At 66.3% G+C, this 25,631-nt stretch carries 26 protein-coding genes; 7 read left to right on the top strand and 19 right to left on the bottom strand.

What is annotated here, in order from left to right:
* Positions 1-29: 29 nt before the first annotated feature.
* Positions 30-455 carry a F420-dependent biliverdin reductase gene (locus tag ABQF30_RS20200; RefSeq protein ID WP_448467016.1) on the top strand — a complete coding sequence of 142 codons (426 nt, stop codon included), beginning with the start codon at positions 30-32 and terminating at the stop codon, positions 453-455.
* Here ABQF30_RS20200 and ABQF30_RS20195 read toward each other — a convergent pair.
* Positions 452-1,573, bottom strand: a complete 1,122-nt coding sequence (locus ABQF30_RS20195; RefSeq protein WP_448467014.1) for a M24 family metallopeptidase — start codon at positions 1,571-1,573, stop codon at positions 452-454. The genes ABQF30_RS20200 and ABQF30_RS20195 overlap by 4 nt on opposite strands.
* A gap of 42 nt (positions 1,574-1,615) precedes the next feature.
* On the opposite strand from ABQF30_RS20195, the gene ABQF30_RS20190 reads away from it, so the two are divergent.
* Both ABQF30_RS20190 and ABQF30_RS20185 read left to right on the top strand, forming a co-directional pair.
* Complete coding sequence (locus ABQF30_RS20190) at positions 1,616-2,467, top strand: hypothetical protein (RefSeq protein WP_448467012.1); 852 nt, start codon at positions 1,616-1,618, stop codon at positions 2,465-2,467.
* A complete protein-coding gene (locus ABQF30_RS20185; protein ID WP_448467010.1) occupies positions 2,464-3,423 on the top strand; it encodes a 5'-3' exonuclease in 960 nt (319 codons plus the stop codon). The genes ABQF30_RS20190 and ABQF30_RS20185 overlap by 4 nt, the downstream gene beginning before the upstream one ends.
* Position 3,424: 1 nt before the next feature.
* On the opposite strand, the gene ABQF30_RS20180 is transcribed toward ABQF30_RS20185, so the two are convergent.
* The 8 genes from ABQF30_RS20180 to pafA all read right to left on the bottom strand — a co-directional run bounded on the left by ABQF30_RS20180 (position 3,425) and on the right by pafA (position 13,304).
* Positions 3,425-4,243 (bottom strand): DUF4333 domain-containing protein, encoded by an 819-nt coding sequence (locus tag ABQF30_RS20180; protein ID WP_448467009.1) that lies wholly within the window; start codon positions 4,241-4,243, stop codon positions 3,425-3,427.
* A gap of 84 nt (positions 4,244-4,327) precedes the next feature.
* Positions 4,328-5,782, bottom strand: coding sequence for an IS607 family element RNA-guided endonuclease TnpB (gene tnpB, locus ABQF30_RS20175; RefSeq protein WP_448467007.1), 1,455 nt, complete (start codon positions 5,780-5,782; stop codon positions 4,328-4,330).
* Between the two features lie 166 nt (positions 5,783-5,948).
* Positions 5,949-8,672 (bottom strand): DEAD/DEAH box helicase, encoded by a 2,724-nt coding sequence (locus ABQF30_RS20170; protein ID WP_448467005.1) that lies wholly within the window; start codon positions 8,670-8,672, stop codon positions 5,949-5,951.
* Complete coding sequence (gene tatC / locus ABQF30_RS20165) at positions 8,662-9,609, bottom strand: twin-arginine translocase subunit TatC (protein WP_448467003.1); 948 nt, start codon at positions 9,607-9,609, stop codon at positions 8,662-8,664. Before tatC ends, ABQF30_RS20170 begins: the two co-directional genes overlap by 11 nt.
* A 92-nt stretch (positions 9,610-9,701) precedes the next feature.
* On the bottom strand, positions 9,702-9,950 hold the full coding sequence (tatA, locus tag ABQF30_RS20160) for a Sec-independent protein translocase subunit TatA (protein ID WP_448467001.1): 249 nt from the start codon (positions 9,948-9,950) through the stop codon (positions 9,702-9,704).
* 31 nt (positions 9,951-9,981) lie between these two features.
* Positions 9,982-10,938: a helix-turn-helix transcriptional regulator gene (locus ABQF30_RS20155; protein ID WP_448466999.1), complete on the bottom strand. Its 957-nt coding sequence runs from the start codon at positions 10,936-10,938 to the stop codon at positions 9,982-9,984.
* A complete protein-coding gene (locus ABQF30_RS20150) occupies positions 10,935-11,930 on the bottom strand; it encodes a helix-turn-helix transcriptional regulator (RefSeq protein WP_448466997.1) in 996 nt (331 codons plus the stop codon). The genes ABQF30_RS20155 and ABQF30_RS20150 overlap by 4 nt, the downstream gene beginning before the upstream one ends.
* Positions 11,931-11,945: 15 nt before the next feature.
* Positions 11,946-13,304 (bottom strand): Pup--protein ligase, encoded by a 1,359-nt coding sequence (gene pafA, locus ABQF30_RS20145; protein WP_448466995.1) that lies wholly within the window; start codon positions 13,302-13,304, stop codon positions 11,946-11,948.
* A gap of 109 nt (positions 13,305-13,413) precedes the next feature.
* Between pafA and ABQF30_RS20140 the strand changes: the two genes are divergently transcribed.
* Complete coding sequence (locus ABQF30_RS20140) at positions 13,414-14,283, top strand: alpha/beta fold hydrolase (protein WP_448466993.1); 870 nt, start codon at positions 13,414-13,416, stop codon at positions 14,281-14,283.
* Here the strand turns inward: ABQF30_RS20140 and ABQF30_RS20135 are convergent.
* Positions 14,261-14,827 carry a TetR/AcrR family transcriptional regulator gene (locus tag ABQF30_RS20135; RefSeq protein WP_448467266.1) on the bottom strand — a complete coding sequence of 189 codons (567 nt, stop codon included), beginning with the start codon at positions 14,825-14,827 and terminating at the stop codon, positions 14,261-14,263. The two genes, ABQF30_RS20140 and ABQF30_RS20135, sit on opposite strands and share 23 nt — an antisense overlap.
* A 63-nt stretch (positions 14,828-14,890) precedes the next feature.
* Between ABQF30_RS20135 and ABQF30_RS20130 the strand changes: the two genes are divergently transcribed.
* Complete coding sequence (locus ABQF30_RS20130) at positions 14,891-15,601, top strand: SDR family NAD(P)-dependent oxidoreductase (protein WP_448466991.1); 711 nt, start codon at positions 14,891-14,893, stop codon at positions 15,599-15,601.
* A 3-nt stretch (positions 15,602-15,604) separates the two neighbouring features.
* Here the strand turns inward: ABQF30_RS20130 and prcA are convergent, their stop codons facing one another.
* The 8 genes from prcA to ectA form a co-directional block, all read right to left on the bottom strand.
* Positions 15,605-16,333, bottom strand: coding sequence for a proteasome subunit alpha (gene prcA, locus ABQF30_RS20125; protein ID WP_448466989.1), 729 nt, complete (start codon positions 16,331-16,333; stop codon positions 15,605-15,607).
* Positions 16,330-17,235 (bottom strand): proteasome subunit beta, encoded by a 906-nt coding sequence (gene prcB, locus ABQF30_RS20120; RefSeq protein ID WP_448466987.1) that lies wholly within the window; start codon positions 17,233-17,235, stop codon positions 16,330-16,332. Before prcB ends, prcA begins: the two co-directional genes overlap by 4 nt.
* Positions 17,232-17,426, bottom strand: coding sequence for a ubiquitin-like protein Pup (locus tag ABQF30_RS20115; protein ID WP_448466985.1), 195 nt, complete (start codon positions 17,424-17,426; stop codon positions 17,232-17,234). The genes prcB and ABQF30_RS20115 overlap by 4 nt, the downstream gene beginning before the upstream one ends.
* 106 nt (positions 17,427-17,532) lie before the next feature.
* Positions 17,533-19,029: a depupylase/deamidase Dop gene (dop, locus tag ABQF30_RS20110; RefSeq protein ID WP_448466983.1), complete on the bottom strand. Its 1,497-nt coding sequence runs from the start codon at positions 19,027-19,029 to the stop codon at positions 17,533-17,535.
* A gap of 9 nt (positions 19,030-19,038) precedes the next feature.
* Positions 19,039-19,935 (bottom strand): ectoine hydroxylase, encoded by an 897-nt coding sequence (gene thpD, locus ABQF30_RS20105; protein ID WP_448466981.1) that lies wholly within the window; start codon positions 19,933-19,935, stop codon positions 19,039-19,041.
* The gene (locus ABQF30_RS20100) at positions 19,932-20,324 is read right to left on the bottom strand and encodes an ectoine synthase (protein WP_448466979.1); all 393 of its coding nucleotides are present in this window, start codon (positions 20,322-20,324) and stop codon (positions 19,932-19,934) included. The genes thpD and ABQF30_RS20100 overlap by 4 nt, the downstream gene beginning before the upstream one ends.
* An 11-nt stretch (positions 20,325-20,335) precedes the next feature.
* Positions 20,336-21,634: a diaminobutyrate--2-oxoglutarate transaminase gene (ectB, locus tag ABQF30_RS20095; RefSeq protein WP_448466977.1), complete on the bottom strand. Its 1,299-nt coding sequence runs from the start codon at positions 21,632-21,634 to the stop codon at positions 20,336-20,338.
* A 79-nt stretch (positions 21,635-21,713) separates the two neighbouring features.
* On the bottom strand, positions 21,714-22,247 hold the full coding sequence (gene ectA / locus ABQF30_RS20090; protein ID WP_448466975.1) for a diaminobutyrate acetyltransferase: 534 nt from the start codon (positions 22,245-22,247) through the stop codon (positions 21,714-21,716).
* A 580-nt stretch (positions 22,248-22,827) separates the two neighbouring features.
* Here ectA and ABQF30_RS20085 point away from each other — a divergent pair.
* On the top strand, positions 22,828-23,475 hold the full coding sequence (locus tag ABQF30_RS20085) for a porin MspA (RefSeq protein ID WP_448466973.1): 648 nt from the start codon (positions 22,828-22,830) through the stop codon (positions 23,473-23,475).
* 89 nt (positions 23,476-23,564) lie between these two features.
* A complete protein-coding gene (locus tag ABQF30_RS20080; RefSeq protein ID WP_448466971.1) occupies positions 23,565-24,263 on the top strand; it encodes a response regulator transcription factor in 699 nt (232 codons plus the stop codon).
* Here the strand turns inward: ABQF30_RS20080 and ABQF30_RS20075 are convergent.
* Entirely contained in the window at positions 24,236-25,627 is a 1,392-nt protein-coding gene (locus tag ABQF30_RS20075; protein WP_448466969.1) for a HAMP domain-containing sensor histidine kinase, read from the bottom strand. The two genes, ABQF30_RS20080 and ABQF30_RS20075, sit on opposite strands and share 28 nt — an antisense overlap.
* Between the last annotated feature and the right edge of the window lie 4 nt (positions 25,628-25,631).

Below are 25,631 nucleotides of genomic sequence, written 5' to 3'. Positions count from 1 at the left end.
GATTATCACCTGCGCTAGCGTGGACACCGATGGCTACATCTCGTGGCAAGGCAACCACCAGGCTCACAAACGATGCCTTGGCGTTTCTCACCGAACGCCATTTGGCCATGCTGACCACTCTGCGCTCCGACAGTTCCCCGCATGTCGTCGCGGTCGGTTTCACCTTCGATCCCAAAACGCACATCGCTCGGGTCATCACCACGGGCGGTTCACAGAAGGCCGTCAATGCCCATGAGCGCGGCGTGGCGGTGCTCAGCCAGGTCGACGGGGCGCGCTGGCTGTCTCTGGAGGGCAAGTCCACCGTCAGCACCGATGCCGACGCGGTGCGCGACGCCGAACTGCGCTACGCCCAGCGCTACCGCACGCCGCGCATCAACCCCCGGCGCGTGGTGATCGAGGTCCGCATCGAGCGGGTGCTGGGCTCCTCGGATCTCCTGGACCGCGGCGAAAGCTAACGCACCGGCACCACGACGAGGTCGTGGGGCTGGTTGTTGACCGACAGCGCGCCGTCCTCGGTCACGATCACGATGTCCTCGATGCGGGCACCCCACTGCCCGGGGAAGTACACCCCGGGCTCGACGCTGAACGCCATTCCGGCTTCCAGCGGGAGGTCGTTGCCCGCGACGATGTAGGGCTCCTCGTGCACCGACAGGCCGATGCCGTGTCCGGTGCGGTGCACGAACGCCTCGGCGAGCCCCTCGGCCGCCAGCACGTCCCGAGCGGCGGCATCGACCTGCTCGGCGGTGACCCCGGGCCGCACCGCGGCGACCGCGGCCTGCTGCGCCTTCTCCAGCACCGCGTAGCGGCGCGCGACCTCTGGATCCGGATCGCCGATGCTGTAGGTCCGGGTGCAATCCGAGTTGTAGCCGGGTTCGTACGGTCCGCCGATGTCGACGACGACGATGTCGCCGGCCTTCAGTTCACGGTCGGAGCATTCATGATGCGGGTCGGCGCCGTGCGGACCCGAGCCGACGATGATGAACGCCACCTCCGAATGCCCCTCTGCGACAATCGCTTCGGCGATGTCGGCGGCCACGTCCGCCTCGGTGCGGCCGGGCACCAGGAACTCCGGAACCCGGGCGTGCACCCGGTCGATCGCCGCGCCGGCCTTGCGTAGGGCATCGACCTCGGCGGCGTCCTTGATCATCCGCAACCGCCGCAGCACGTCGGTGGCCAGCACCGGCACCACGCCCAGCAACTCGGCCAGCGGAAGCAGATGCAGCGCGGGCATCGCATCGGTGACGGCAGCCCTGGCGCCCCCGAGCGCATCGACCACCAACTGGTACGGGTTCTCGCCGTCAACCCAATCGTGCACCGCCACACCGAGTTCGGTCACCGCGGATTCTTTGAGCGAAGCCAGTTCCAGGCGCGGGATCACCATGGTCGGGTCGCCGCCGGCAGGCACTACCAGCGCCGTCAGCCGCTCGAAGGTCTGCGCCCGCGAACCGATCAGATATCGCAGGTCGTAGCCGGGCGTGATGACCAGGCCGGCCAAGCCCGCAACCGCGGCGGCAGACGCGGCCGTGGCGAGCCGGTGGGCGTACACGTCGGTGCTGAATCGGCTGATGGTCATGGCTTCGAGGCTAATGCCTTGCCACCCGCTACTGTCGCTTGAATGTTGCGTGACATCCGAGATTTCACCGGCGATCCCGAGGCGTACGCCGCCGAACTGCGCCGACGTTGGGGTGGACTGCTCAGCTACCGGTATCTCGGTCGCACGTATTCGTCGATGGACCTCGGCCCCGCCGACGACACCGTGACGTTGCGCCGGGATATGCGCAATTCGAGCGGTGGGTTGCTGCTCGCGGTGCTCGGCATCTCCTCCCCGGACAGCGGCGGTGTGAGCGACCTGGAAGCCGTGCCCAACCCGGTCATCCACTCCTGTCAGGTGCTGGACCCTGCCGCAGATGTGGCGCGGATCCGGGTGAACACCGAGATACTCAAGCAAGGCAGGCAACTGGCCTACAGCCGGTCGGTGATCGTCGACGCCGACAATCCGGACCGGGTCATCGCGCTCACCGAAGGCCAGGGCATCGCGATCGGGACACCACCGGATGGTCTGGAGAAGATGCCCGTCGACCCGATCGGGATCGTCGACGGGCCGGACCTGCCGCCACTGTGGCAGGTGTTCGGCGGCCACAAGCGCGAAGACGGACACTGGGCGCTGCCGCAGTTGACTGTCGAAGTAGCCTCACCGGATGCCGCCCTGCACATCGGGCCACAGTTCGTGATCCTGGAAACCGCAGCCTCAGATTGCGCGGCCGACGCCGCAAAAACCGATGCGCTGCAAGGCATTTCGTCGCACGTGATGTTCCTTGCCCGCGGTAAGACCGGACCCTTCCGGGTCGACGTCCAGCCACTGGCCGGCACAGACGGAACGGTCGCAGTCAGGGCAACTCTGCATGACGAGGGAGCCGACGGCAAAGCTGTCACGGCAGCCACCTACCTGTTTCGGAGGACCGCATGACCTCGCCCATCCTGTTGCTCGACGGCGCCAGCATGTGGTTCCGTTCATTCTTCGGAGTCCCCTCGTCGATCAAGGCCCCCGACGGCAGGCCGGTGAACGCCGTGCGCGGCTTCCTGGACTCGATCGCCACCTTGGTCAGCCGGGAGCGGCCGGGCCGCCTGGTGGTCTGCCGCGACGACGACTGGCGGCCCCAGTGGCGGGTGGACCTGATCCCGTCCTACAAAGCACACCGGGTGGCCGAGCCCCTTCCGGACGGGGTGCCGGACATCGAAGAGGTTCCCGACGACCTCACCCCCCAGGTCGACATGATCATGGAATTGCTGGAGGCCTTCGGCATCGCGACAGCAGGCGCACCGGGATTCGAGGCTGACGATGTGCTGGGAACCCTGGCCACCCGCGAGCAACGCGACCAGGTGGTGGTGGTCAGCGGCGACCGGGATCTACTGCAGCTCGTTCGCGACGAACCGGCGCCACCGGTGCGGGTGCTCTACATCGGGCGCGGGCTGGCCAAGGCCACGAAGTACGGCCCAGCTGACGTGGCCGAGCTCTACGGGGTGCCGATCGACCGGGCCGGGCCCGCCTACGCCGAGTTGGCACTGCTGCGCGGCGACCCGTCCGACGGGCTGCCCGGTGTCCCCGGCATCGGCGAGAAAACCGCGGCTGGGTTACTGGCCAGGCACGGCTCGCTCACCGCGATCCTGGCAGCGGCAGACGACCCGAAATCGACGATGCCCAAAGCACATCGGGCCAAATTGCTCGCCGCCGCCGACTACATCGCGGCGGCCGAGCCGGTCATTCGCGTCGCCACCGACGCGCCCGTGACGTTCTCGACACCCTCGGATGCGCTGCCACTGGCCGCCGGCAACCCGGCCCGGGTCGTCGAACTTGCCGCAGCGTACGGGGTGACCTCCTCGATCAAACGGCTACAAACCGCGCTCGACCAGTTGCCCGGCTGAATTACTTGGGCCGGCCGACCTCGTAGGTGCCGTCGTCGTTCTGGAAGGTCACGGTGACCTGTCGCTTGGTGCCGTCGATGCTGACCTCGCAGTTGAAGGTCTCACCCTTGCGCACCGTGGGGTTCTGGCCGTCATTGCACTTGACGTCCTTGACGTTCTTGGCGCCGTAGCCGTTGGTCTCGTCGGTCAGGACCTGCTGAACGCCGCTCTGCGCCTTGTCGATATCGAGTTCGGTCGTGACGGCCCAACCGGGCACCCAGAAAAGCAGGATCCCCAAGACCACCAACAGCACGGCGACCAGGCCGCCGACAATGCCGATGACGGTCCCCATGGACCGCTTCGATCCCTCCGCGCCACCGGGCGGGGTGTACTGGCCGTACTGACCGGGTTGACCGTACTGGCCGGGCTGACCGTACTGCCCGGGCTGCTGTCCGTACTGAGGTTGCTGGCCATAACCGGGAGGCTGACCGTACTGGCCCGGCTGACCGTACTGCCCGGGCTGCGGCGGTTGCCCGTACTGGCCCGGCTGTCCGTACTGCCCCGGAGGCGGGTAGGCCTGCTGGCCGAACTGCTCGGTCGACGGGTACGGCTGCTGAGGCTGCTGCGGCTGCGAATAATCCGGCTGCTGGTACTGCGGATATTGCGGCTGCGGTTGTTGTGTATACGCCGGGGGTTGCCACGCCGGAGTATGGGTGGTCGGGTCATCGGAACTGCTGGCCGGCGGTTGCCACGACTCGCCGCCCGACGGCTGCTCCCCACCGGGCTCGGGTTGCTGACCGGGCCACTGCTGCGCCGGATCAGATCCCTGCGGTCCGCTCATGATTCTCCTTGATCCCTGTTCACTATCACCGTTGCCACACCCTACCGTTACCTTGATATGTCAGTGTCTGTATGACTGGGCATTTCAGGCAGCTTCCCCTTTGGGGGAGGCACTCCCACCGTCATCGGCGTCGCCGCCTACTTCGGCTCGGGTTCGGGTTTCACAGCCACCAACGTCACCGGAAGGTGACGGCTTACGGTCGGCTCCGCCCGTGACGACCCCGGTACTCGGGTCCGTTCCTTGTTGCGCGTAGCGCGCCAGGTTGACCGCTGCGTTGAGGTCCCGGTCAATCGTGAGACCACAGCTGTCGCATACATAGGTTCGCTCGGCCAGGTGCAGCTTGGCTTTCACCACACCGCAGGCCGAGCATGTTTTGGAACTGGGAAACCATCGGTCAGCCTTGACGACACGCGTGCCATACCAGCCGCTCTTGTAATCAAGCTGACGCAATATTTCCGCGAGCCCGGCGTCACCGAACGCGCGGTTCAGGCCGCGCTTGTAGGCCCCGCCCGCGGCCATCATGTTCTTGACGGTCAGCGTCTCGGCCCCGATCACGTCGTGGGTCTGGGCGAGTCGGGTGCTCAGCTTGTGGATGCGGTCTGCGCGCAGATTGGCCACCCGGGCATGGGCCCGCCCGATCTCACGCTGGGTGCGTTGCCAGCCGCGCGAGGGATCACGCCGGGTCATCGTCGCCGGGTCCCACGGGCCGACCTGCCGCGCGGCCTTGCGCTGCAACGCGGCCACTGTCCGCTGCGCGCCCTTGAGTTCACGCGGCGCCGGGTAGCGTTCCAACTCGGTGCCAGCCAGGTCGGCGACCACCAGCAGGTCCTTGACCCCGGCATCGATGCCAACCACCGTCGCACCAGGTTTCACATGCGCAGGCCGGCCAATGTCACGCGCCACGAGGCACGTCAGCGACACCCACCAACGGCCCCGCTCCAACCGCACCGTCGCCTTCAGAATGCGGGCAGTGCCAGCCTCGAGTCGGCGGGCCAGCTTGCGGGTGGACTCATAGGTCTTGATCACGCCCAGCCGCGGCAGGGTGATGTGGTGGCGGTCGGGTAGGACCCGAATAGCACCGGTGGTGAACGAGAACTTCTTCACCGCGCGCGATTTCGTCTTGAATCGCGGGAAACCCATCCGCGGCCCGCGACGGGCGCCCTTCCGGGAGGCTTCCCAGTTCGACAATGCCTCTGACAGGCCACGGCACGCGTTTGCATACACCTCTTTCGAGTTGTCCGGCCACCACGGCGTGCCATCCACACCGGTCGCGACCCTGTGCTTACGCCGGTTCCAGTCATTGCGGAGCGCGTGAAACGACCACCTTATCGGCGGCGTCAGATCCGCCTCGGAGATCCCATAAGATCGCTCGGCGGCACGTTGATCCAGGTTGGCCTTCACCACCGCCAGCATCGTGTTGTACGCGAACCGCGCGCCACCGGCATGCGACAGCAATGCCGCGACCTGTCTCGAGGTCGGATCCAACGCGAACCGATATGCCTGGGGCGTCCAGCCCTCGGGAACCTCAAACCCCGCCATCAGTCCGCCATCCGAACTAACTCCGGGTGCCGCTTGTTCGACTTTGGCGACGTTGGGCAGCTATCGCCACTCGACGGTGCTCTACACCAAACGTGACCAACGAGTCCCGATACTTCACAATAATTACAGTGGCACAGGGGTCCGACATGGCGAGCCCGCCAGCACCCTACCCCGCATCAACAGCCACGACGCCTCGCCGAACATCGTTGATGGCGCGTTTCGCGGTATTGCGCAGCGCAGGTGTGGGCGCTGCATTTCGCACCTGGTCGAGCAGGTCAAGCACCTGACGGCACCACCTCACGAAATCGCCCGCCGAGAGCGGAGACCCCGATCCGGTGGCGTCCGAAGCCGCCAGCGCCGCGGCCAGATCACCAGTGGTGGCCCACCGGTAGATCGCCGCGACGAAACCCTCGTCGGGTTCACGGCTCGGCGCGATGCGGTGCCGCTGCTCGTCGGTGCGAAGCTCCGACGACAGTCGCCGGGTGCGCGCCAGCGCGCGTCGTAAACCTTCGGTCGGCCCTTCGACGCCCGATGGCACGCCGGCGGCGTCGCCACGTGATTCGTAGAGGACGGCCGACAGCACGCCCGCAAGTTCGGCGGGTTGCAGACCTGCCCACACCTCCCCGCGCAGGCACTCGGCCACCAGCAGATCGCTCTCGCTGTAAATCCGGGCCAGCAGCCGACCTGAATCCGTGACCCGCGGTTCGCCGCTTTCGCCCTTGATGAAGCCGCGTTCGCTCAGCAGAGCCACGATCCGGTCGAAGGTCCGGGCCAGCGAGTTCGTCGCCGCGGCGACCTTCTGCTGAATTTGAGCGTTGTCGCGTTCGATCCGCAGATAGCGCTCGGCAACCCGGCCCATGCTCTCCCGGTCCGGCAGCTGATGAGCGGGGTGACGGCGCAACTGCTCGCGCAGCCCCGCCAACTCCGGGTCGACGTCCCGCTCGGGAGCGCCGCGTCTGGACCCCTTCGACGGCACCTTCAATCCGGCTGCCGCGGACCGCAGCGCCGACGCCAGGTCGCGGCGCACCCGGGGCTGCCGATGTTCGACGCGTTTGGGTAGCGTCATCGCGCCCAACGGCGCTGAGGCGCCCGAATAATCGGCTGACGAGATACGTCCTGCCCATCGGTGTTCGGTCAACACCAGCGGTCTCGGATCGTCGCTGTCGCGGTCGGCTTCCAGGACTACGGCCAGCCCGCCGCGACGACCATGCGTGATGGTGATGATGTCGCCGCGGCGCAGCTCGGCAAGCGCATCGGTGGCGGCCCTACGGCGTTGCAGCCGTGAAGCCCTCGACTGGGCGCGTTCGGCCGCACTGATCTTGGCGCGCAATCGCGCATAGTCCAGGATCGGTGCGTCTCTGCCGCCCAACTCGGCGGCCAGCTCATCGAGCATCCGTTCGCCGCGAGAGATGCCGCGCACCAGCCCCACCACCGACCGGTCGGCCTGGTATTGGGCGAACGATCGCTCGAGCAGCTCGTGCGCCTGCTCCGGGCCCATCTGCTGTACGAGATTGATCGTCATGTTGTACGACGGCGCGAACGAACTTCGAAGCGGGAAGGTGCGGGTGGACGCCAGGCCCGCGACCTCGGCGGGTTCGGCTGTGCTGTCGTCGGGACGCCACAGCACCACGGCGTGGCCCTCGACGTCGATACCCCGGCGACCGGCCCGACCGGTGAGTTGGGTGTACTCCCCCGGCGTCAACGGCATGTGCTGTTCGCCGTTGAACTTGACCAGCCGCTCCAGCACGACGGTGCGGGCGGGCATGTTGATGCCCAGCGCCAGCGTCTCGGTGGCGAACACCGCCTTGACCAGCCCGGCGGTGAACAACTCCTCGACGGTGTGCCGGAAGGTCGGCAGCATCCCGGCGTGATGGGCGGCCAGACCGCGCAGCAGCCCCTCCCGCCATTCGTGGTAGTCCAGCACGATCAGGTCGGCGTCGGCGAGATCGGCGCAACGGCGGTCCACCACCGCGGCGATGGCCGAGCGCTCCTCGTCATTGGTGAGTCGCAGCGGTGCGCGCAGGCATTGTTTGACCGCCGCATCGCAGCCGGCCCGCGAGAACACGAACGTGATGGCCGGCAGCAGGCCCGCGGCATCGAGCGAGCCGATCACATCCGGTCGGCTCGGTGGCCGGTAGATGTGTGGACGGCTTCTGCCGCGTCCACGGGGTTGCCAATCGGACAGTCGGTCGGCTTCCCGGCGATGGCTGATATGGCGCAACAGATCTGGGTCGACCAAGGTCGATGTCGAGCCCTCGAACAAATCGAAGAGTCGCTTGCCGACCAACATGTGCTGCGAAAGCGGCACGGGCCGGTGTTCGTCGACGACGACGGTGGTGTCGCCGCGCACCGTCTGGATCCAGCCACCGAACTCCTCGGCGTTGCTGACGGTCGCGGACAGGCTGACCAGCAGCACCTCCTCGGGCAGGTGCAGGATCACCTCCTCCCACACCGCGCCGCGCATCCGGTCTGCCAGGAAGTGCACCTCGTCCATTACGACATAGGAAAGGCCTTGCAGCGCCGGCGAATTGGCGTAGAGCATGTTGCGCAGCACTTCGGTGGTCATCACCACCACGTCGGCGTCGCCGTTGATGGACTGATCACCGGTGAGCAAGCCGATCTTCGCCGCGCCGTAGCGGGCGACGAGATCGTTGTGTTTCTGGTTGCTCAGCGCCTTGATCGGCGTGGTGTAGAAGCACTTTCCGCCGGACGCCAATGCCAGGTGCACGGCGAATTCGCCGACGACCGTCTTACCGGCACCGGTGGGCGCACACACCAGGACACCGTGGCCGTTCTCCAGTGCCCGGCAGGACCGCAGCTGAAAGTCGTCGAGCGTGAACGGCAGCTGGGCGGTGAAGGCGGTGAGCTCACCGCCCGTCTCAGGTGGCATCGTCGTCGACGGTGAGCCGGGACGGCCCCGGTACCGAGCTTGGCGCCTCGATCGGCTCCGCCTCGCCGATCGCCTCGGCCTGATCGTCGGGCACGGCCAGCGCCTCCCGGCGGGCCTTGCGTTTGTCGTTGAACCGGGCCACCTGGATCGCCATCTCCAGCAGCACCGTCAGCGCGCCCGCCAGCGCCAGCATCGAGAACGGGTCAGACCCAGGGGTGAAGAAGGCGGCGAAAACGAAACACCCGAAAATCAATCCGCGCCGCCATGCCTTGAGCCGCTCGTACGGGAGCACGCCGACCAGGTTGAGCATGATGATCAGCAGTGGGAACTCGAAGCTGATGCCGAACACCAGCAGCAGATTGATCAGGAATCCGAAGTACTTGTCACCGGACAGGGCGGTCACCTGAACATCGCTGCCGACGGTCAGCAGGAAACCGAGCGCCGTGGCCAGCACCACGTAGGCCAGCACGGCACCCGCGATGAACAGGACCGCCCCGATGCCCACGAACGCCATCGCGAACCGGCGTTCCTTCTTGTACAGGCCCGGGGTGATGAACGCCCACAGCTGATACAGCCACACCGGGCACGCCAGCACGACGCCGGCGGCCAGCGCCACCTTCAGGCGCAGCATGAACTGGTCGAACGGGGCGGTGGCGAGCAGACGGCATTCGCCGCCAGGGGTGATGTCGGCGCGCGCGGAGTCGGGCAGCGCACAGTACGGGCCGCGCAGCCATTCACCGAGGCTGTGGAAGCCGAAGATGCCGTGGGTGTACCAGAGGAACCCGACGATCGTCGTGACAACAACTGCCGCGACAGCAATCAGCAGGCGGTTGCGTAGTTCGTGGAGGTGGTCGACGAGCGACATGGTGCCGTCCGGGTTGACCCGGGAACGGCGACGGCGGGGGTCGAATTTTCTGAAGAGACCGGGGGTCTGCACGAGCTTGCTTTTAACAGGCTTGCTTTCGACTGCCGCAGTGGAGACGCAACCCAACGACGCGGCACGTGACCGCGGTCAGGTTCTCCGCCGCGTCAGGCCGTGTGGCGGTCCGGAGACTGCTCGGGAGCAGGGGCAGGATTGTCGACGCGTTCGGACGCGATCGGCGTGGCCGGCGGGGCTTCCGCCGGCTTGGAGTCGGCCTGCATCTCCTTGATCTCGGACTTGAAGATCCGCATCGACTTTCCGAGCGAGCGGGCCGCATCCGGCAGCTTCTTGGCGCCGAAGAGCAGCACGAACACCGCGATGACAATGACCCAGTGCCAGGGTTGTAGACCACCCAATTTGATTACCTCCAGACGTCAAGGCCCGAGTCTACTCGTCACAAGCGTCGGCGTCGTAGGCGCGCAACGCCGCCGCGGCAGATTGTTGAACCCGCTGCGCCAACGTTTCAGGGGCCAGTACGCGCACCGCGGAACCGAATCCGAGCACGAACCGGGCCATCCACTCCTCGGAGGCGAAAGTCATCGCCGCTTCGCAGGCCCCGTCCGGCAGTTCATTGATCACCCGCAACGGGTAGTAGTCGAACATCCACGCCGCGGTCCGGTCGATCAGCAGGGTCGCCGACGGCAGCGCCGGGTCGGCATCGAACAGCGAGGTGTCCGGCCCGGCCTGCACTGCAGGTGACGGCGCCGCCGACGGTTCGTCGAGCAGGTGCGCGCTGACGATCCGGTCGAACCGGAACAACCGGACCGCCTCCGCGCTGCGGCACCACGCCTCCAGGTAGCTGTTGTCGGCAACGAGCACCACCCGGATCGGATCGACCGTGCGGCTGGTGAGCGAGTCACGGGAGGCCGAGTAGTACTCCAGCGCGACCGCACGCCTCTCGCGCACCGCGGCGCGTACCGCCGCGGCGACACCGGTTTCGGCCGGGACGGGATCCTCGACGGCCCCGCGCTGGCTGCCCGCCGCGGACTCGATCTTGGCGATCGCGCTGCGCGCCGCCTCCGGATCGACCATGCCGGGCACGTCGACGAGCGCCCGCAACGCCACCAGGACGCCGGTTGCCTCGGTCGAGGTCAGTCGCAGCGGGCGGTCCACCCCGGCGGTGAAGGTGACTTCGACGGTGTCGCCTTCGAAGTCGAAGTCGATGAGATCGCCGGGACTGTAACCGGGCAGACCGCACATCCACAGCTGGCGCAGGTCCTCATCGAGCTGCTTGTGTGTCACGCCGAGGGCAGCCGCGGCCGCCGACCGGGTGACTTTCGGGTTGGCCTGGAAGTACGGAACCATGTTGAGCATGCGGACCAGCCGGGTCGAAACTTGACTCATCGATTCGAGCCTCCCGCCTGGGCATGCAGCCGGGCCAGCACGTCGTCACGCAAAGACTGCGGCTCGAGCGCCACGGCGTCCGCGCCGTAACCGGCGATCTCGCGGGCCAACCGGTCATAGCCGCCGATGTCGACCGCAATCTCCTCGCCGGGGCGGCCTCCAAGCGTGCGCGGCGTCGCACCGGCAGCCCGACGCCGCAGTGCGGTGGCGCGGTCGTGGGCCACCCACACGCGGGCTTGCTCGCCGGTGGGCGACTCGGCGACGACGCGTTGCACGATTTCACGCAGGTCGACGCCCTCGGGTTTGCGCACCTCGCCTGCCTCGCCGACGGCGGTGACCGGTGTCCCGATCCGCGACAACCGAAACGTGCGAGTGTCGTTGCGCAACCGGTCATGCCCGACCAGATACCAGCGCCCGCGATGAGTCACCACTCCCCACGGCTCGACCGTCCGGGTGGTGTAGGGGTCGCTGCGCGAATATCGGTGCTCGAACTGCACCATCTGGCCGGAGTCGATGGCCGACAACAGGATTCCCAACACCTCCTCAGAGCCTCGGATACCGGGCAGTGCAGCGGTGGAGGTGATCGCCACCGAGGGGTCGGCGCCCTCGACCTCGACCCCGGCGGCACGCAGCTTGAGCAATGCGCCCTGAGTCGCGGTGATCAGTTCCGGTGACTGCCACAGCTGGGTGGCGACGGCGACCGCTGCCGCCTCGTCCGCGGTCAGTTCGACGGCGGGCAGTGCGTAGGCCTCGCGGTTGATGCGATAACCCTCGGTCGGGTCGAATTTGGATACCCGGCCGGTTTCCAATGGGATTCCGAGATCACGCAGTTCGGTCTTGTCCCGCTCGAACATCCGGGAGAACGCCTCGTCGTTCGGGCTGTCCTCGTAGCCCTGGACGATCCTGCGGATCTTATCGGCCGGCAGGTATTTGTCGGTAGAGAGCAGCGCGATGACCAGGTTCATCAACCGCTCGACTTTAGAGACCGCCACCGGAAGAGCTTACGGTCACATGCTGGCGATCAGTCGCTTGACTCGCTCGTCGACTGATCGGAACGGATCCTTGCACAGCACCGTGCGCTGGGCCTGGTCGTTGAGCTTGAGATGCACCCAGTCGACGGTGAAGTCGCGTCCCGCTTCCTGTGCGGCGCTGATGAACTCACCGCGCAACTTGGCCCGGGTCGTCTGCGGCGGCGTGTTGACCGCGGCGTCGATCTCCTCATCGGTGGTGATCCTGGCGGCCAACCCCTTGCGCTGCAGCAGATCGAACACGCCGCGACCGCGCTTGATGTCGTGGTAAGCGAGATCGAGCTGGCTGATCTTCGGGTCGGACAGCTCCATGCTGTAGCGGTCCTGGTAGCGCTGGAACAGCTTGCGCTTGATCACCCAGTCGATCTCGGTGTCGACCTTCGCAAAATCCTGGCTCTCGACCGCGTCGAGCTGGCGGCCCCACAGATCCACCACCTGCTCTATCTGGGAGCTGGGCTCGCGGGTCTGCAGATACTCCACAGCCCGGGCGTAGTACTCGCGCTGGATATCTATCGCGCTGGCCTGCCGGCCACCGGCCAGCCGCACCGGGCGCCGACCGGTCAGGTCGTGGCTCACCTCGCGGATTGCCCGGATCGGATTGTCGAGGGAGAAGTCGCGGAACGGCACGCCGGCCTCGATCATCTCCAGCACCAGCGAGGCGGTGCCCACCTTGAGCATGGTGGTCGCCTCGCACATGTTGGAGTCGCCGACGATGACATGCAGCCGCCGGTACTTCTCGGCGTCGGCGTGCGGCTCGTCGCGGGTGTTGATGATGGGGCGTGATCGGGTGGTCGCGCTCGACACGCCTTCCCAGATGTGCTCGGCGCGCTGACTCAGGCAGAAAGTGGCGGCCTTCGGTGTCTGCAGGACCTTGCCCGCACCGCAGATCAGCTGGCGGGTCACCAGGAACGGCAGCAGCACATCCGAGATCCGGCTGAACTCGCCGGCCCGCACGATCAGGTAGTTCTCGTGGCAGCCGTAGGAGTTACCGGCCGAGTCGGTGTTGTTCTTGAACAGGTAGATGTCGCCGCCGATGCCCTCGTCGGCCAGTCGTTGCTCGGCGTCGATCAGCAGGTCCTCCAGCACGCGCTCACCGGCGCGGTCGTGGGTGACCAACTGGATCAGGTTGTCGCATTCGGCGGTGGCGTACTCGGGGTGGCTGCCCACGTCGAGGTACAACCGGGCGCCGTTGCGTAGGAAGACGTTGGAACTGCGGCCCCACGACACCACCCGCCGGAACAAATAGCGGGCAACCTCGTCGGGACTGAGCCGGCGATGGCCATGGAACGTGCAGGTCACACCGAATTCCGTCTCGATGCCCATGATTCGTCGCTGCACGCTACCGAGCTTACGGGGTGGTTCAGGCTAACGGCGGGCAAGCCGGGGGTTGCGCGTCACGATTCGCCAACCCGGCCCACCGGCGGCGCCCACGGATGAGAATTGAGCCATGTCGTCGCGGTCGTCTGCGGTTGACGGATTCCGGCTGGCGTTCGACCGGCACGGGGTTCCTGGCGCACCGCCGGTCGTGCTGCTGCACGGCTGGCCGGGTAACCGGCGCGACCACCGGCACGTAATTCCGCTGCTGGCCGATGTTGCCGACGTGATCGTGCCCGATCTACGTGGGTTCGGCGGCTCCGACAAACACGCGGTAGCGGTGCAACACTTCTACAGCGCCAGCGCCCAGGCGGCCAGCGTGGTCGGGTTGATCAACGAGCTCGGCCTGCACGACGTTGCGCTGGCCGGCTACGACGTCGGCAGTCGAGTCGCCCAAAGCGTGGCGCGCATGCATCCACATCTGGTCAAGGCGCTCGTGCTGTCCCCACCGCTGCCCGGTGCCGGTGACCGCGTGCTGAGCCCGCACGCCATGCACGAGTTCTGGTACCAGGCCTTTCATCAGCTGCCGATCGCCGACCGGATGATCGACGGCAATCCCGAGGCCGTGCGGGAGTACCTGCGCTATTTCTGGAATCACTGGTCGGGGCCGAGCTTCCGGATCTCCGAGGACGACCTGGACAGGCTGGTCGCCGACTATGCGCTGCCAGGAGCGTTCACCGCGTCGCTGGGCTGGTACCTCGCGGGTGCGGGCACCGTCGAGCAGTCGCTGACCGAGTTGCCGCCGGGTCGCGCCGTCAAGATCCACGCCAGCACGGACGTGCTGTGGCCACAACATGATCCGTTGTTTCCCCGGGACTGGGCCGACCGGCTCGAGCACTACTTCGTCGACGTCCGCCTGCACAACGCTGACGGCGCCGGACACTTCACCCCGGTGGAATGCCCGCAGGAGTTTGCGGCCCTCATCCGGCGGGCGATCGGCTGACGTCACCCTTCAGCCCGTCCAACACGAAGCCCAGGTGGCGCCGCCACACGGCGTCGTCGCCGTCGGCCATCGCGATCACCTTCGACATCGCCCATATCAGCGTCGCGAGGTCGTCGGCGCCGAAATCGGGGCGCAGTGCGCCGGCTTCGGTCGCACGTGCCACCACGGCCTCCAGCAATCCCCCGGCACGGCCGCATTCCGCGGCGACGTCGACCGAACCGATTGGGCTCCGGGTGATCGCATCGTTGATGCTGCGGTCGGCGGCCTGCATCGTGAACATGCCGTCCAGGAAGCCGGTGAAGCCGCGCCACGCGTCGGGATCCTCCAGGGCACGGCGCGCCATCCCGTCGATCTCGGCCAACCGATCAGGTAGCACCGCATCCAGCAGTGCGCCGCGATTCGGGAAGTGGTTGTAGAGGGTGCCGATGCTCACGCCGGCGCGCCGGGCGATCTCCTCAAGCGGCACGTCCACGCCGCGCTCGCCGAACAGCTCGGCGGCGGCCGCCAGCAGGCGGTCTCGATTGCGGACCGCATCCGCGCGCATCGCCGACACATGCCAAGCATAGCGAAGTTGAGGACACTCTCAACTTATGCTAGTAAGTTGAGTATGGCCTCAACTTCTGCACCCGTCCTGATCGTGCTGGGCGTCGGTCCCGGCCTCGGGATGTCAGTGGCACACCGATTCGGCGCCGAGGGTTACCGCGTCGCGCTGATTTCCCGATCCCCACAACGACATTCGGACTATCTGTCCGGGCTGGGCGATAAGGGCATCGATGCGGCCGCCTACGTGGCCGACGCCACCGATGCCGAGCAACTACGCAACGCCGTCGATGCGGCGCGCGAGCGCTTCGGCCGGATCGACGTCGGCTACTACGGTCCGGCCGCATTCGAAACGGCACCCACCGGTGACATCACCGAACTCGATGCAGCGGACGCCGAGGCAGCGCTCAACGGCGTGGTGCCTGCCGTCGACTTCGCTTCCCAGCTGCTACCCGAGATGCGCGAACGCGGCAGCGGCGGATTGCTGTTCGCCGGCGGCCTGAGCAGCGTGGTGGCGATGCCACCGCTGGGCGGGCTGGCGTTGATGGCTGCAGCGCTGCGCAACTACGCGGTCACCCTGCATGCCGCGCTCAAGCCCGCAGGGATCTACGCCGGCACCATCACCATCGGTGGCCTGATCGAACGCGGCGACATCCACCGGGCGCTCGCCGGCAACGGTGCCATACCGACGTTGAACCCCGACGAACTCGCGGATATCGCGTGGCGGCTCTACCGCGACCGGGCCGAACCCGAAGCGGTCGTCAACGTCCTGGCCTGACGACTACTCGGCCGGAGCGGGCTTCGAATCCGATTCGGGCAGCAAGGCTTCCAGTGCGGTGCCGGTGATTCGCCGGAACGCCCGACGGGGCCGCGTGGCATCCAGCACCGCCACCTCGAGGGTGGACGGCCCGAGCGGACGCGGTTCCGATCCGTTGCTCGCCGTCTTCAGCGCGTCGACCGCTATCTGGACCGCCGCCGCGAGGTCGGCGTTCTCGGCGTAGGACTCGGTGAGCTTGGCGGTGATCGGCTCGGTGGTGCCGCCCATCACCACGAAATGCGGTTCGTCGTTGATCGACCCGTCATACGTGATGCGGTACAGCTCAGGTGCTTTGGTTTCGCCATAGTGGGCGACCTCGGCCACACAGAGTTCAACCTCGTACGGTTTGGCCTGCTCGGTGAAAATGGTGCCGAGCGCCTCGGCGTACACGTTGGCCAGCTGCCGACCGGTGACATCGCGACGGTCGTACGCGTACCCCTTCGTGTCGGCCCACTGGATGCCGCCGCGGCGCAGTCGATCGAACTCGTTGAACCGGCCGGCAGCGGCGAAGCCCACACGGTCGTAGAGTTCGCTGATCTTGTACAGCGACCGCGACGGATTCTCCGCGACGAACAGCACACCGTCGGCGTAGGTCAGCGCCACCAGGCTGCGCCCACGGGCGATGCCCTTGCGGGCAAGCTCGGAACGCTCCCGCATCGCCTGTTCGGGCGATATGAAATATGGAAAAGTCACGAGTCTCCCCGCGCATCAGTCGACGGACCGGAACTCGGCCGCAAAGTGGTTTCCGCGGAACGGCTTTCGATGATCTCGCGGGCCAGCGTCGCGATGCGCTCCTCCGGCACTTCCGCGGCACCATCGGCGCCGATGGTGACCGCGGTCGGATAGATGCCGCGCACCAGATCCGGACCGCCGGTCGCGGAGTCGTCGTCGGCGGCGTCGTAAAGTGACTCCACTGCGGCGCGCAACCCGGACTCTGCGTCGGTCACCCGCGAATACAGCTTCTTGATCGCCGATTTGGCGAAGATCGAGCCCGAGCCGACCGCGTGATATCCCTCGTCCTCGTAGTTGAAGCCGCCGGCGGCATCGAAGGACACGATCCGGCCCGCGGCCTGTTGATCGGAGTCGTTCAGGTCGTAACCGACGAGCAGTGGCAACGCCACGAAACCCTGCAGGGCCGCACCGAGGTTGCCCCGCACCATGGTCGACAGCCGGTTCACCTTGCCAGGGAAGGTCAGCGCCACGCCTTCGACCTTCTCGTAATGCTCCAGTTCCACCGCGTACAGCCGCGCGAACTCCACGGCGATGGCCGCGGTGCCCGCGATGCCGGTCGCCGTGTAGTCATCGGTGATGTACACCTTCTGGACGTCGCGGCCCGCGATCATGTTGCCCTGCGTCGAGCGGCGATCGCCTGCGATCAGCACACCACCCGGATACTTCAGCGCGACGATCGTGGTGCCGTGCGGCAGGGCATTGGACGGCACGACGCCGTCCATGCCGGCGACGCGGTTCACGGGCAGAAGATCAGGCGCCTGGCGGCGCAGCAGGTCGGAGAAAGACGACAAATCCACGGGTACGGCGGGTGCTCCAGATATCGGTGTGGGATAGGCCAGCTGATTGCGTTTCGGCCAGGTCACTGGCCGCCCTTTTGGACGTACGCGCGCACGAAGTCCTCGGCGTTCTCTTCCAGAACGTCGTCGATCTCGTCCAGCAGGTCGTCGGTTTCCTCGGCGAGCTTCTCGCGACGCTCCTGGCCGCCGGCCGAGGCACCGGAGAGGTCGTCGTCCTCGCCGCCGCCACCGCCACGCTTGGTCTGCTCCTGAGCCATCGCTGCCTCCTGCAATTGTCATCGGCGGGCTCACTAACGCCCGACCGGTTCTTCCACAGTACCGGTCGGGCTCCCAATTGCTCGGGATAGCGCACCGGTGGGGACTTCAGTTCGTGAGTTGCTCGACGAGCTCCACGGCGCTGTTCACCGAGTCCAGCAGCGCCCCGACGTGGGCCTTGCTGCCCCGCAACGGTTCGAGCGTTGGAATCCGGACTAGCGAATCGCCGCCAAGGTCGAAGATCACCGAGTCCCAGCTTGCCGCGGCGATGTCGGCACCGAAGCGGCGCAGGCACTGCCCGCGGAAGTAGGCCCTGGTGTCGATCGGCGGGTTGTCGACAGCGTCGAGCACCTGTTGTTCGGTGACCAGGCGCTTCATCGACCCGCGTGCCACCAGCCTGTTGTACAGACCCTTGTCCAGCCGCACATCGGAGTACTGCAGGTCCACCAGATGCAGCCGGGGTGCCGACCACGACAGATTCTCCCGCTGACGGAAGCCCTCAAGCAACCGCAGCTTCGCCGGCCAGTCCAGGATGTCGGCGCATTCCATCGGGTCGCGTTCCAGCAGATCCAGAACATTGGCCCAGGTTTCGACGACATGGGCGGCCCGGGGATCGGGGTCACGGCTGTCCACGAGCTTGGCCACCCGGTCGAGGTAGATGCGTTGCAGCGCAAGTGCAGTCAGCTCGCGGCCATCGGCCAGCGCGACAGTGGCCCGTAGCGACGGGTCCCGGCTGATCACGTGCACCGCGTGCACCGGCCGGGCCAGGGCCAGGTCGGACAAGTCGATGCCCTCTTCGATGAGGTCGAGGACCAGCGCGGTGGCGCCGACTTTCAGGTACGTCGAGGTCTCGGCCAGGTTCGCATCGCCGATGATGACGTGCAGACGCCGGTACTTGTCGGCATCGGCGTGCGGCTCGTCGCGCGTGTTGATGATGCCGCGCTTGAGCGTGGTCTCCAGGCCGACCTCGACCTCGATGTAATCGGCACGCTGTGACAACTGGAAACCCGGCTCGTCACCGGACGGCCCGATACCGACGCGGCCGGAGCCGGTGACCACCTGGCGGGACACCAGGTGCGGAGTCAGCCCGGCGATCACGGCCGAGAACGGCGTCTGCCGGCTCATCAGGTAGTTCTCGTGCGAGCCGTACGACGCGCCCTTGTTGTCGATGTTGTTCTTGTACAGCTGCAGCTTGGCGGCGCCGGGCACGCTGGCGACATGGCGGGCGGCGGCCTCCATCACCCGTTCGCCTGCCTTGTCCCAGATCACCGCGTCCATCGGATCGGTGCACTCGGGGGCCGAGTACTCCGGGTGCGCGTGGTCCACGTAGAGCCGCGCACCGTTGGTCAGGATCATGTTGGCCGCCCCGACCTCGTCGGCGTCGACGATCGGCGGCGGGCCCGACGACCGGGACAGGTCGAATCCACGGGCGTCGCGCAGCGGCGACTCGACCTCGTAATCCCACCGGGTGCGCTTGGCCCGCTGGATTCCGGCGGCCGCCGCGTAGGCCAGCACCGCCTGAGTCGACGTCAGGATCGGATTGGCGGTGGGGTCGGACGGCGAGGAGATGCCGTACTCGACCTCAGTTCCGATAATCCGTTGCATGGGCTCAGCCTAGGTGACGCCGGTGGTCCGCCTGGCTGCCAGGTATTCGGGCCGCGGGCGGGGTGCGGCGAAAGGCTCCCCCAGCTCGTTGTCCGTCGAGTTGAAAACCAGGAAGACGTTGGACCGCGGCAGCGGCGTGATGTTGGAGCCCGAACCGTGCAAAAGGTTCGCGTCGAACCACAGCGCCGTCCCGGGCGGCCCGGTGAACTGGTCGATGCCGTGATGGTCGACGGCCTTGGTAAGCGTCGTCTCGTCGGGGACGCCGACGTTCTGCGCGACGAGCGAGGTGTCGTGATTGTCCTCCGGCGTCGCACCCACGCACGGATAGAAGGTCTGATGCGAGCCGGGAATGACCATCAGCGACCCGTTGTACGGATAGTTGTGCGTCAGCGCGATCGAACACGAGACGGCGCGGATCGCCGGCATGCCATCCTCCGCGTGCCAGGTCTCGAAATCGGAATGCCAGTAGAAACCCGTGCCGGTGAACCCCGGCATCAGGTTGATCCGGGCCTGGTGGATGTAGACGTCGCTGCCGAGGAGCTGGCGCGCCACGGGCAGCACCGTGTCGAGTCGGACCACTTGCGCGACAAGCTCACTCAGCAGGTGCGGTTCGAAGATCGAGCGGATGGTTCCGCCCGGCTCCCGAATGACCCGTGGATCGTCGGCGCCCAGATCCGCCGCGATCCGGTCGAGTTCGTGCCGCAGCGGTGGCAGCCAGTCGTCGGCGACGGTATCGGGCCGGATGAGGTACCCGCTCGCCGAGAACCGGTCGAGATGGTCCTGATTGAGCGGCCCGTCGGCTTCACCGCCCCAGACGGTGGGGTCCTGACGTGGGACAGGCGCGATCGCATAGTCCAGCCGCGTCGGGTACCGATCCTCGGTCAAGGCGCTCATGCTCATGCTCATGCGACGGACTGTGGCGGCGGGTAGGCGCCGTTCTCGTCGTGAACCTCCTGACCGCTCACCGGGGGATTGAACACGCACAACATCCGCAGTTGCTCATCACACGTAACCCGATGGCGCTCATGGCCGTTCAACAGGTACATGGTGCCCGGCCCGAGCGGGTGCCGCTCACCGGTCTCCAGGTTGGTCAGCGTGCCGGTGCCCTCGACCACCCACACCGCCTCGACGTGGTGCTGATAGTGGAACTCGCTGACCGAGGACGCGTTGATCGTGGTCTCGTGGAACGAGAAGCCCACACCGTCGCCGGCAAGGATGATCCGCTTGGACCGCCACGCGGCGTCGGACACGTCGCGGTCGGTTCCGGTGATCTCTGCGGTGGTCCGCACAATCATGTTTTGGCTCCTCAGCTCAAGGTTACAGCGATCGATTCGGCCAGGATGTCCAGACCCGTCTCCAGATCACTGCGAGAAATAGTAAGCGGCGGTAGAAGTTTGACGACCTCGTCGGAGGGCCCACTGGTCTCCATCAGGGCACCACGGTCGAACGCCGCCCGGCACACCTCGCCGGCCCGCTCGACATCGTCGAACTTCAGACCCTGCGCCATTCCCCTGCCGCGGGCCGACACCCCGTCGTACCGCATGGCGATCTCGTCGAGCCGGTCCCTGATGAACTGGCCCTTGAGTACCGTGTCCGAGCTGAACTCCGATGTTTCCCAATATGTTTCAAGCGCCTTCGTGGCGGTGATGAACGCCGGATTGTGACCGCGGAAGGTGCCGTTGTGTTCGCCCGGTGTCCACACGTCGAGGTCGCGACGGAACAGGGTCAGCGCCATCGGCAGACCGTATCCGCTGACCGACTTCGACAGCGTGACGATATCGGGCACGATGCCGGCGGCCTCGAAGCTGAAGAACGGCCCGGTGCGACCGCAACCCATCTGGACGTCGTCGACGATGAGCAGGATGTCGCGCGTGCGGCACAGCTCCGCAAGGGCCTGCAGCCATTCGATGCGCGCGACGTTGAGACCGCCCTCGCCCTGGACCGTTTCGACGATCACCGCGGCCGGCCGGTTCAGCCCGCTTCCCGAGTCGTCGAGCACCCGCTCGAACCACTGGAAATCCTCGGTGACCCCGCCGAAGTAGTTGTCGTATGGCATCGGCGTGGCGTGCACCAGCGGGATGCCCGCCCCGGCCCGCTTCATCGAGTTTCCGGTTACCGACAGTGCGCCCAGCGTCATGCCGTGAAAAGCGTTGGTAAAGCTGATTACCGACTCCCGGCCAGTCACCTTCCTGGCCAGCTTGAGTGCCGACTCGACGGAGTTGGCGCCAGTTGGCCCGGGGAACTGCACCTTGAAGTCGAGCCCGCGTGGTTGCAGGATCACTCGCTGAAATGTCTCCAAAAACCGCTGCTTGGCCGTGGTCGCCATGTCCAGCGAATGCACGATCCCATCGGAGGCCAGGTAGTCGAGCAGTGGCGCTTTGAGCGTCGGATTGTTGTGGCCGTAGTTCAGCGCTCCGGCACCGGCAAAGAAGTCGACGTAGCTGCGGCCGGTGGTGTCGGTCACCTGGGAGTCGCGGGCGCTCTGCATGACGGCGGGCCAGGCTCTGCAGTAGCTGCGAACCTCGGATTCCACCGAGTCGAAAACGTCGGGCAGGTCGGACTCTGTCAACGGCTCCGGTGACGGGGCAGAGGTGGCGAGCAGCAAGGAACTTCTCCGATCAAATTGGTACGGCATCAACAACTACATCGAAATAGCTTCGGATCGAACAGCTTTCATCACGACATCAGGACGCGATGGGACCGATCCGCAGAATCGGCTCGTCCTCGTGCCCGCCGTCGGCAGCGAGGAGTTCCCGTCCGAAGTGGGGGTGTTCGGTGAGCGGTACGCCCTGGCGACGGGCGAAGGCGCCGAAGAACGCCCGCGAAGCGGCATTGCCGGGTGCGACCGTGGCCTCCACGGTGATGGGCTGCCCATCGCGCTCGGACCGCACTCGATGGACGAGTTCATCGAGCATCGCGCCGGCCAGTCCCCCTCCCTGCGCCGTCGGTGCGACGGCCACCTGCCAGACGAACAACACGTCAGGTCGCGGCGGCGGATGGTAGCCGGTGATGAATCCACGCAGGTCACCGTCACATTCGGCGACGATTGACGTGGCAGCAAAGTCCGTCGCCATCAGCAGGTAGGCGTACGACGAATTCAGATCGAGCACTCCCGTGGCAGCTGCCAGGTCGCGAATGCCTAATGCATCAGTGCCCTGCGGGGTGCGCAGGATTTCCCTCCGGGAATGGCGTCCCGGGACGCTTTCGAAAACACGCATATCGAGTTAAAAGTCACCACCGAACAGTCAGCGATCATCGTCAGTTCAAGTCATCGGTGCCTACGACCGTAAGCACACCCCCATGCCGGGATCAAGCGCCCACCGGCCGTCAGACACGTATGCGGCCCCGAAGCCATGCTGTCTGACCTGCGATAACGTGAAACATTAGAGAAGTCAGAGAAAGATCAGTGACGCTATCGAATCGCCTCATCGGCGCGCCGGCAACTCGCCTCGCCGGGCTACGGCCGGCGAGAATCACGCCGCCACAATGAGACGGGCTGATAATCCGGCGCCATTTCCCGCCATTATTCGGCGGCGGCAAAGCATTCACGCATGTCGCTCAATTGACCACCGAATCGGTTGGTTAGTTGACTGTTGGCCCCGGCGTCCTCGAATGTGAACGGAGAGTGACACGATGGCAAACACCGCGTTACTTCGCCTCGCGCCCTAGTTCCGCTGTTCAGCAAGGAATTACTCGACTGTCTGTCACTCTCAGCGTTCTCACAGCAACGACTTGGCACTCTCATGCGGCCTGCAGGTCAACGGCGACCCTGCCACCGTCAATTCAGCTAGGGAGAACATGAAGGCAATCAGTCGGGTGCTGATCGCGATGATCACCGCGATCGGTGCAGCCGTCACGGCATTGTTCGTGAGCAACGGCACTTCTCATGCGGGCTTGGACAACGAGCTGAGCCTGGTCGATGGTCAGGACCGCACCCTGACGGTCCAGCAATGGGACACCTTCCTCAACGGTGTGTTCCTCCTGGACCGCAACCGCCTGACCCGTGAGTGGTTCCACTCCGGTCGCGCCAACTACATCGTGGCCGGCCCCGGCGCCGACGAGTTCGAGGGCACCCTGGAACTGGGCTACCAGATCGGCTTCCCCTGGTCGCTGGGCGTCGGCATCAACTTCAGCTACACCACCCCCAACATCCTGATCGACCAAGGCAACATCACCCAGCCGCCGTTCGGTCTGGAGTCAGTGATTACCCCGAACCTGTTCCCCGGTGTGTCGATCTCGGCCGACCTGGGCAACGGCCCCGGCATCCAGGAAGTCGCCACCTTCTCGGTGGACGTCACCGGTGCCGAAGGAGCGGTCACGGTATCCAACGCCCACGGCACGGTGACCGGTGCGGCCGGTGGCGTGCTGCTGCGCCCGTTCGCCCGCCTGATCGCCTCCACTGGTGACAGCGTCACCACCTACGGGGAACCGTGGAACATGAACTGAGCGCGACACAATAGGGCCAGAACAGGGCCGGCGCCCCACGGCCAAAGCGTGGCGCGCCGGCCACCCACGTATGAAGGGATCCGTCACAGGTGAAGGTTCTGGTTGTCGAGGACGAGCCGCGGCTGGCGTCAACGTTGTCCGTGGGCCTGCAGGCCGAGGGTTTCGTCGCGGTGGCCGCGTCCGACGGCATCGACGGACTGTGGCACGCCACCGAGCACGAATTCGACGTCGTGGTGCTGGACATCATGCTGCCGGGCATCAGCGGCTACGAAGTGCTGCGCCGCATGCGCGGACACGGCGTCTGGACACCGGTTCTGATGCTCACGGCCAAGGACGGGGAGTACGACCAGACCGATGCATTCGACCTGGGTGCCGACGACTACCTGACCAAGCCGTTTTCCTTCCGGGTGTTGGTGGCACGGCTGCGTGCTCTGGTTCGTCGCGGCGCCCCGCAACGGCCGACGGTCCTCACGGCAGGCACGCTGTCGCTGAATCCGTCGCGCAGGACCGTCGAACGGTGCGGGACGTCCATCGCGTTGACGCCACGCGAGTACGGGCTGCTGGAGTATCTGATGCGTAACAAGGACACGGTCGTCACCAAGCTCGAGATACTTCGCAACGTATGGGACGCCCACTACGAGGGTCCCGACAATGTGGTCGAGGTCTATATCGGATATGTCCGGCGCAAAATTGATATTCCGTTCGGTACCAATACCATCGACACCATCCGAGGAGTCGGTTATCGGCTCGGTTCCGGCGATTACGACGTGTCTGTCAGGGGCAGGTGAACCGTCACCCGAGTGCCACCCGCCGGCCGATCATCTATTCGCAGCGTGCCGTGATGCGCGGCAACGACTTCCGCGACGATCGCCAAGCCGAGTCCCGATCCGCCGCCACGCCGTGACCGGTCTGGGTCGAGCCGTACGAAGCGATCGAATACCCGGAGACGGTCGGAGGCGGGAATGCCGGGTCCGTCGTCGCCGACACTGATCACGGCGTGGTCACCATCGGGATGCACGGCGAACTCGATCAGCGAATCGGCATGTCGCGCCGCGTTGTCCACGAGGTTGCGCAGCACCCGCGCCAGCGCGATGGCGTCGCCGGTGACCCGCGTCGGCCGCACGTCGGCGTGCACATCGAACGACGTTTCACGGCGCAGCTTTTCGGCTTCCCAGCCGACCAGGTCGTCGAGGTCGACATCGTCGCGGGACATGGCCAGTCCGTGTTCGTCGGCGCGCGCCAGCAACAACAAATCGTCGACCAGGGTCCGCATCCGCTGGGCCTCGGGCATGAGAGTGCTGATCGCGAGTTGGTCATCGAGCAGTTCCGGGTGATCGGCAGCGACTTCGAGCGCCGAAATGATGGTGGTCAACGGGCTACGCAGCTCGTGTGACGCGTCGGCGACAAACCGCTGCTGGGCGGTGTGGCCGGCCTCGATCCGGGCCAGCATCTCGTTCATCGTCTGTGCCAGCGCGGCGATCTCGTCTCGACTGTCCGGCACCGGCACCCGCTCGGCCAGATCCGAGGTACTGATATCGGCCACCCGGGATCGGATCTGGTCGACAGATCGCATCGAGCGACGAACGAGGACGAAGGTGGCTCCGGCCGATACAGCCATCACGATCGGTGTCCACACCGCCAGCGCAATCGCAACGGCTTCCACCGTGGACACAACGGCGTCGGTGCCTTCGCCGACCAACACCACGTAGCGGCCACCGCGGGTTTCGACAGTGCCCGAACTGAACTGGATCTGCCCGAACGGCGAGGCATGCTCGGGTATCCCGATCTGCAGGCCTGGCTCGATCTCCTCAATCGGTATCAACGGTGCTGCCGGAGCCGACGGCGATCGCCGGACCACTTCCCCGGCGGCCGTCATGACTTGTACGGCCAGCACGCGTCGATCTGTTGCCAGCAGTGCCGGGTCGAGCCGCTGCGGCCCGTCTGCCTCCAGGGCGGCGGCAATCTGACCGAGACGGTGCACGGCCGCACTCTCCACCCCGGCCAGCAGGGTCCGGTAAACGACGGCGGCCAACACCGCCCCGGCGACAGTGAGCGCCACAAACACCACGCTGCCCGCCACCGCGGCCGAGCGAGCCGACACGCCCCAGTATCTGGGCAGGAGCGTCCGCTTGACCCGATCGCGTATCCGCATCAGG

Source organism: Mycolicibacterium sp. XJ870 (genome assembly GCF_053483975.1).
The sequence above is the reverse complement of the archived record's forward strand: the minus strand, read 5'-3'. Positions and strand labels throughout refer to the sequence as shown.

Excerpts from the sequence above, each read along its gene's own strand:
- ABQF30_RS20115 (WP_448466985.1), bottom strand. The coding sequence starts at position 17,426 with ATGGCTCAGGAGCAGACCAAGCGTGGCGGTGGCGGCGGCGAGGACGAC.
- ABQF30_RS20075 (WP_448466969.1), bottom strand. The coding sequence starts at position 25,627 with ATGCGGATACGCGATCGGGTCAAGCGGACGCTCCTGCCCAGATACTGG.
- ABQF30_RS20140 (WP_448466993.1), top strand. The coding sequence starts at position 13,414 with ATGTCGTCGCGGTCGTCTGCGGTTGACGGATTCCGGCTGGCGTTCGAC.
- dop (WP_448466983.1), bottom strand. The coding sequence starts at position 19,029 with ATGCAACGGATTATCGGAACTGAGGTCGAGTACGGCATCTCCTCGCCG.
- ABQF30_RS20185 (WP_448467010.1), top strand. The coding sequence starts at position 2,464 with ATGACCTCGCCCATCCTGTTGCTCGACGGCGCCAGCATGTGGTTCCGT.
- thpD (WP_448466981.1), bottom strand. The coding sequence starts at position 19,935 with ATGAGCATGAGCATGAGCGCCTTGACCGAGGATCGGTACCCGACGCGG.
- ABQF30_RS20180 (WP_448467009.1), bottom strand. The coding sequence starts at position 4,243 with ATGAGCGGACCGCAGGGATCTGATCCGGCGCAGCAGTGGCCCGGTCAG.
- ABQF30_RS20135 (WP_448467266.1), bottom strand. The coding sequence starts at position 14,827 with ATGCGCGCGGATGCGGTCCGCAATCGAGACCGCCTGCTGGCGGCCGCC.
- ABQF30_RS20170 (WP_448467005.1), bottom strand. The coding sequence starts at position 8,672 with ATGCCACCTGAGACGGGCGGTGAGCTCACCGCCTTCACCGCCCAGCTG.
- tnpB (WP_448467007.1), bottom strand. The coding sequence starts at position 5,782 with ATGGCGGGGTTTGAGGTTCCCGAGGGCTGGACGCCCCAGGCATATCGG.
- ABQF30_RS20130 (WP_448466991.1), top strand. The coding sequence starts at position 14,891 with ATGGCCTCAACTTCTGCACCCGTCCTGATCGTGCTGGGCGTCGGTCCC.
- ABQF30_RS20155 (WP_448466999.1), bottom strand. The coding sequence starts at position 10,938 with ATGAGTCAAGTTTCGACCCGGCTGGTCCGCATGCTCAACATGGTTCCG.
- ABQF30_RS20195 (WP_448467014.1), bottom strand. The coding sequence starts at position 1,573 with ATGACCATCAGCCGATTCAGCACCGACGTGTACGCCCACCGGCTCGCC.
- ABQF30_RS20200 (WP_448467016.1), top strand. The coding sequence starts at position 30 with ATGGCTACATCTCGTGGCAAGGCAACCACCAGGCTCACAAACGATGCC.
- ectA (WP_448466975.1), bottom strand. The coding sequence starts at position 22,247 with ATGCGTGTTTTCGAAAGCGTCCCGGGACGCCATTCCCGGAGGGAAATC.
- ABQF30_RS20085 (WP_448466973.1), top strand. The coding sequence starts at position 22,828 with ATGAAGGCAATCAGTCGGGTGCTGATCGCGATGATCACCGCGATCGGT.
- ABQF30_RS20100 (WP_448466979.1), bottom strand. The coding sequence starts at position 20,324 with ATGATTGTGCGGACCACCGCAGAGATCACCGGAACCGACCGCGACGTG.
- ABQF30_RS20190 (WP_448467012.1), top strand. The coding sequence starts at position 1,616 with ATGTTGCGTGACATCCGAGATTTCACCGGCGATCCCGAGGCGTACGCC.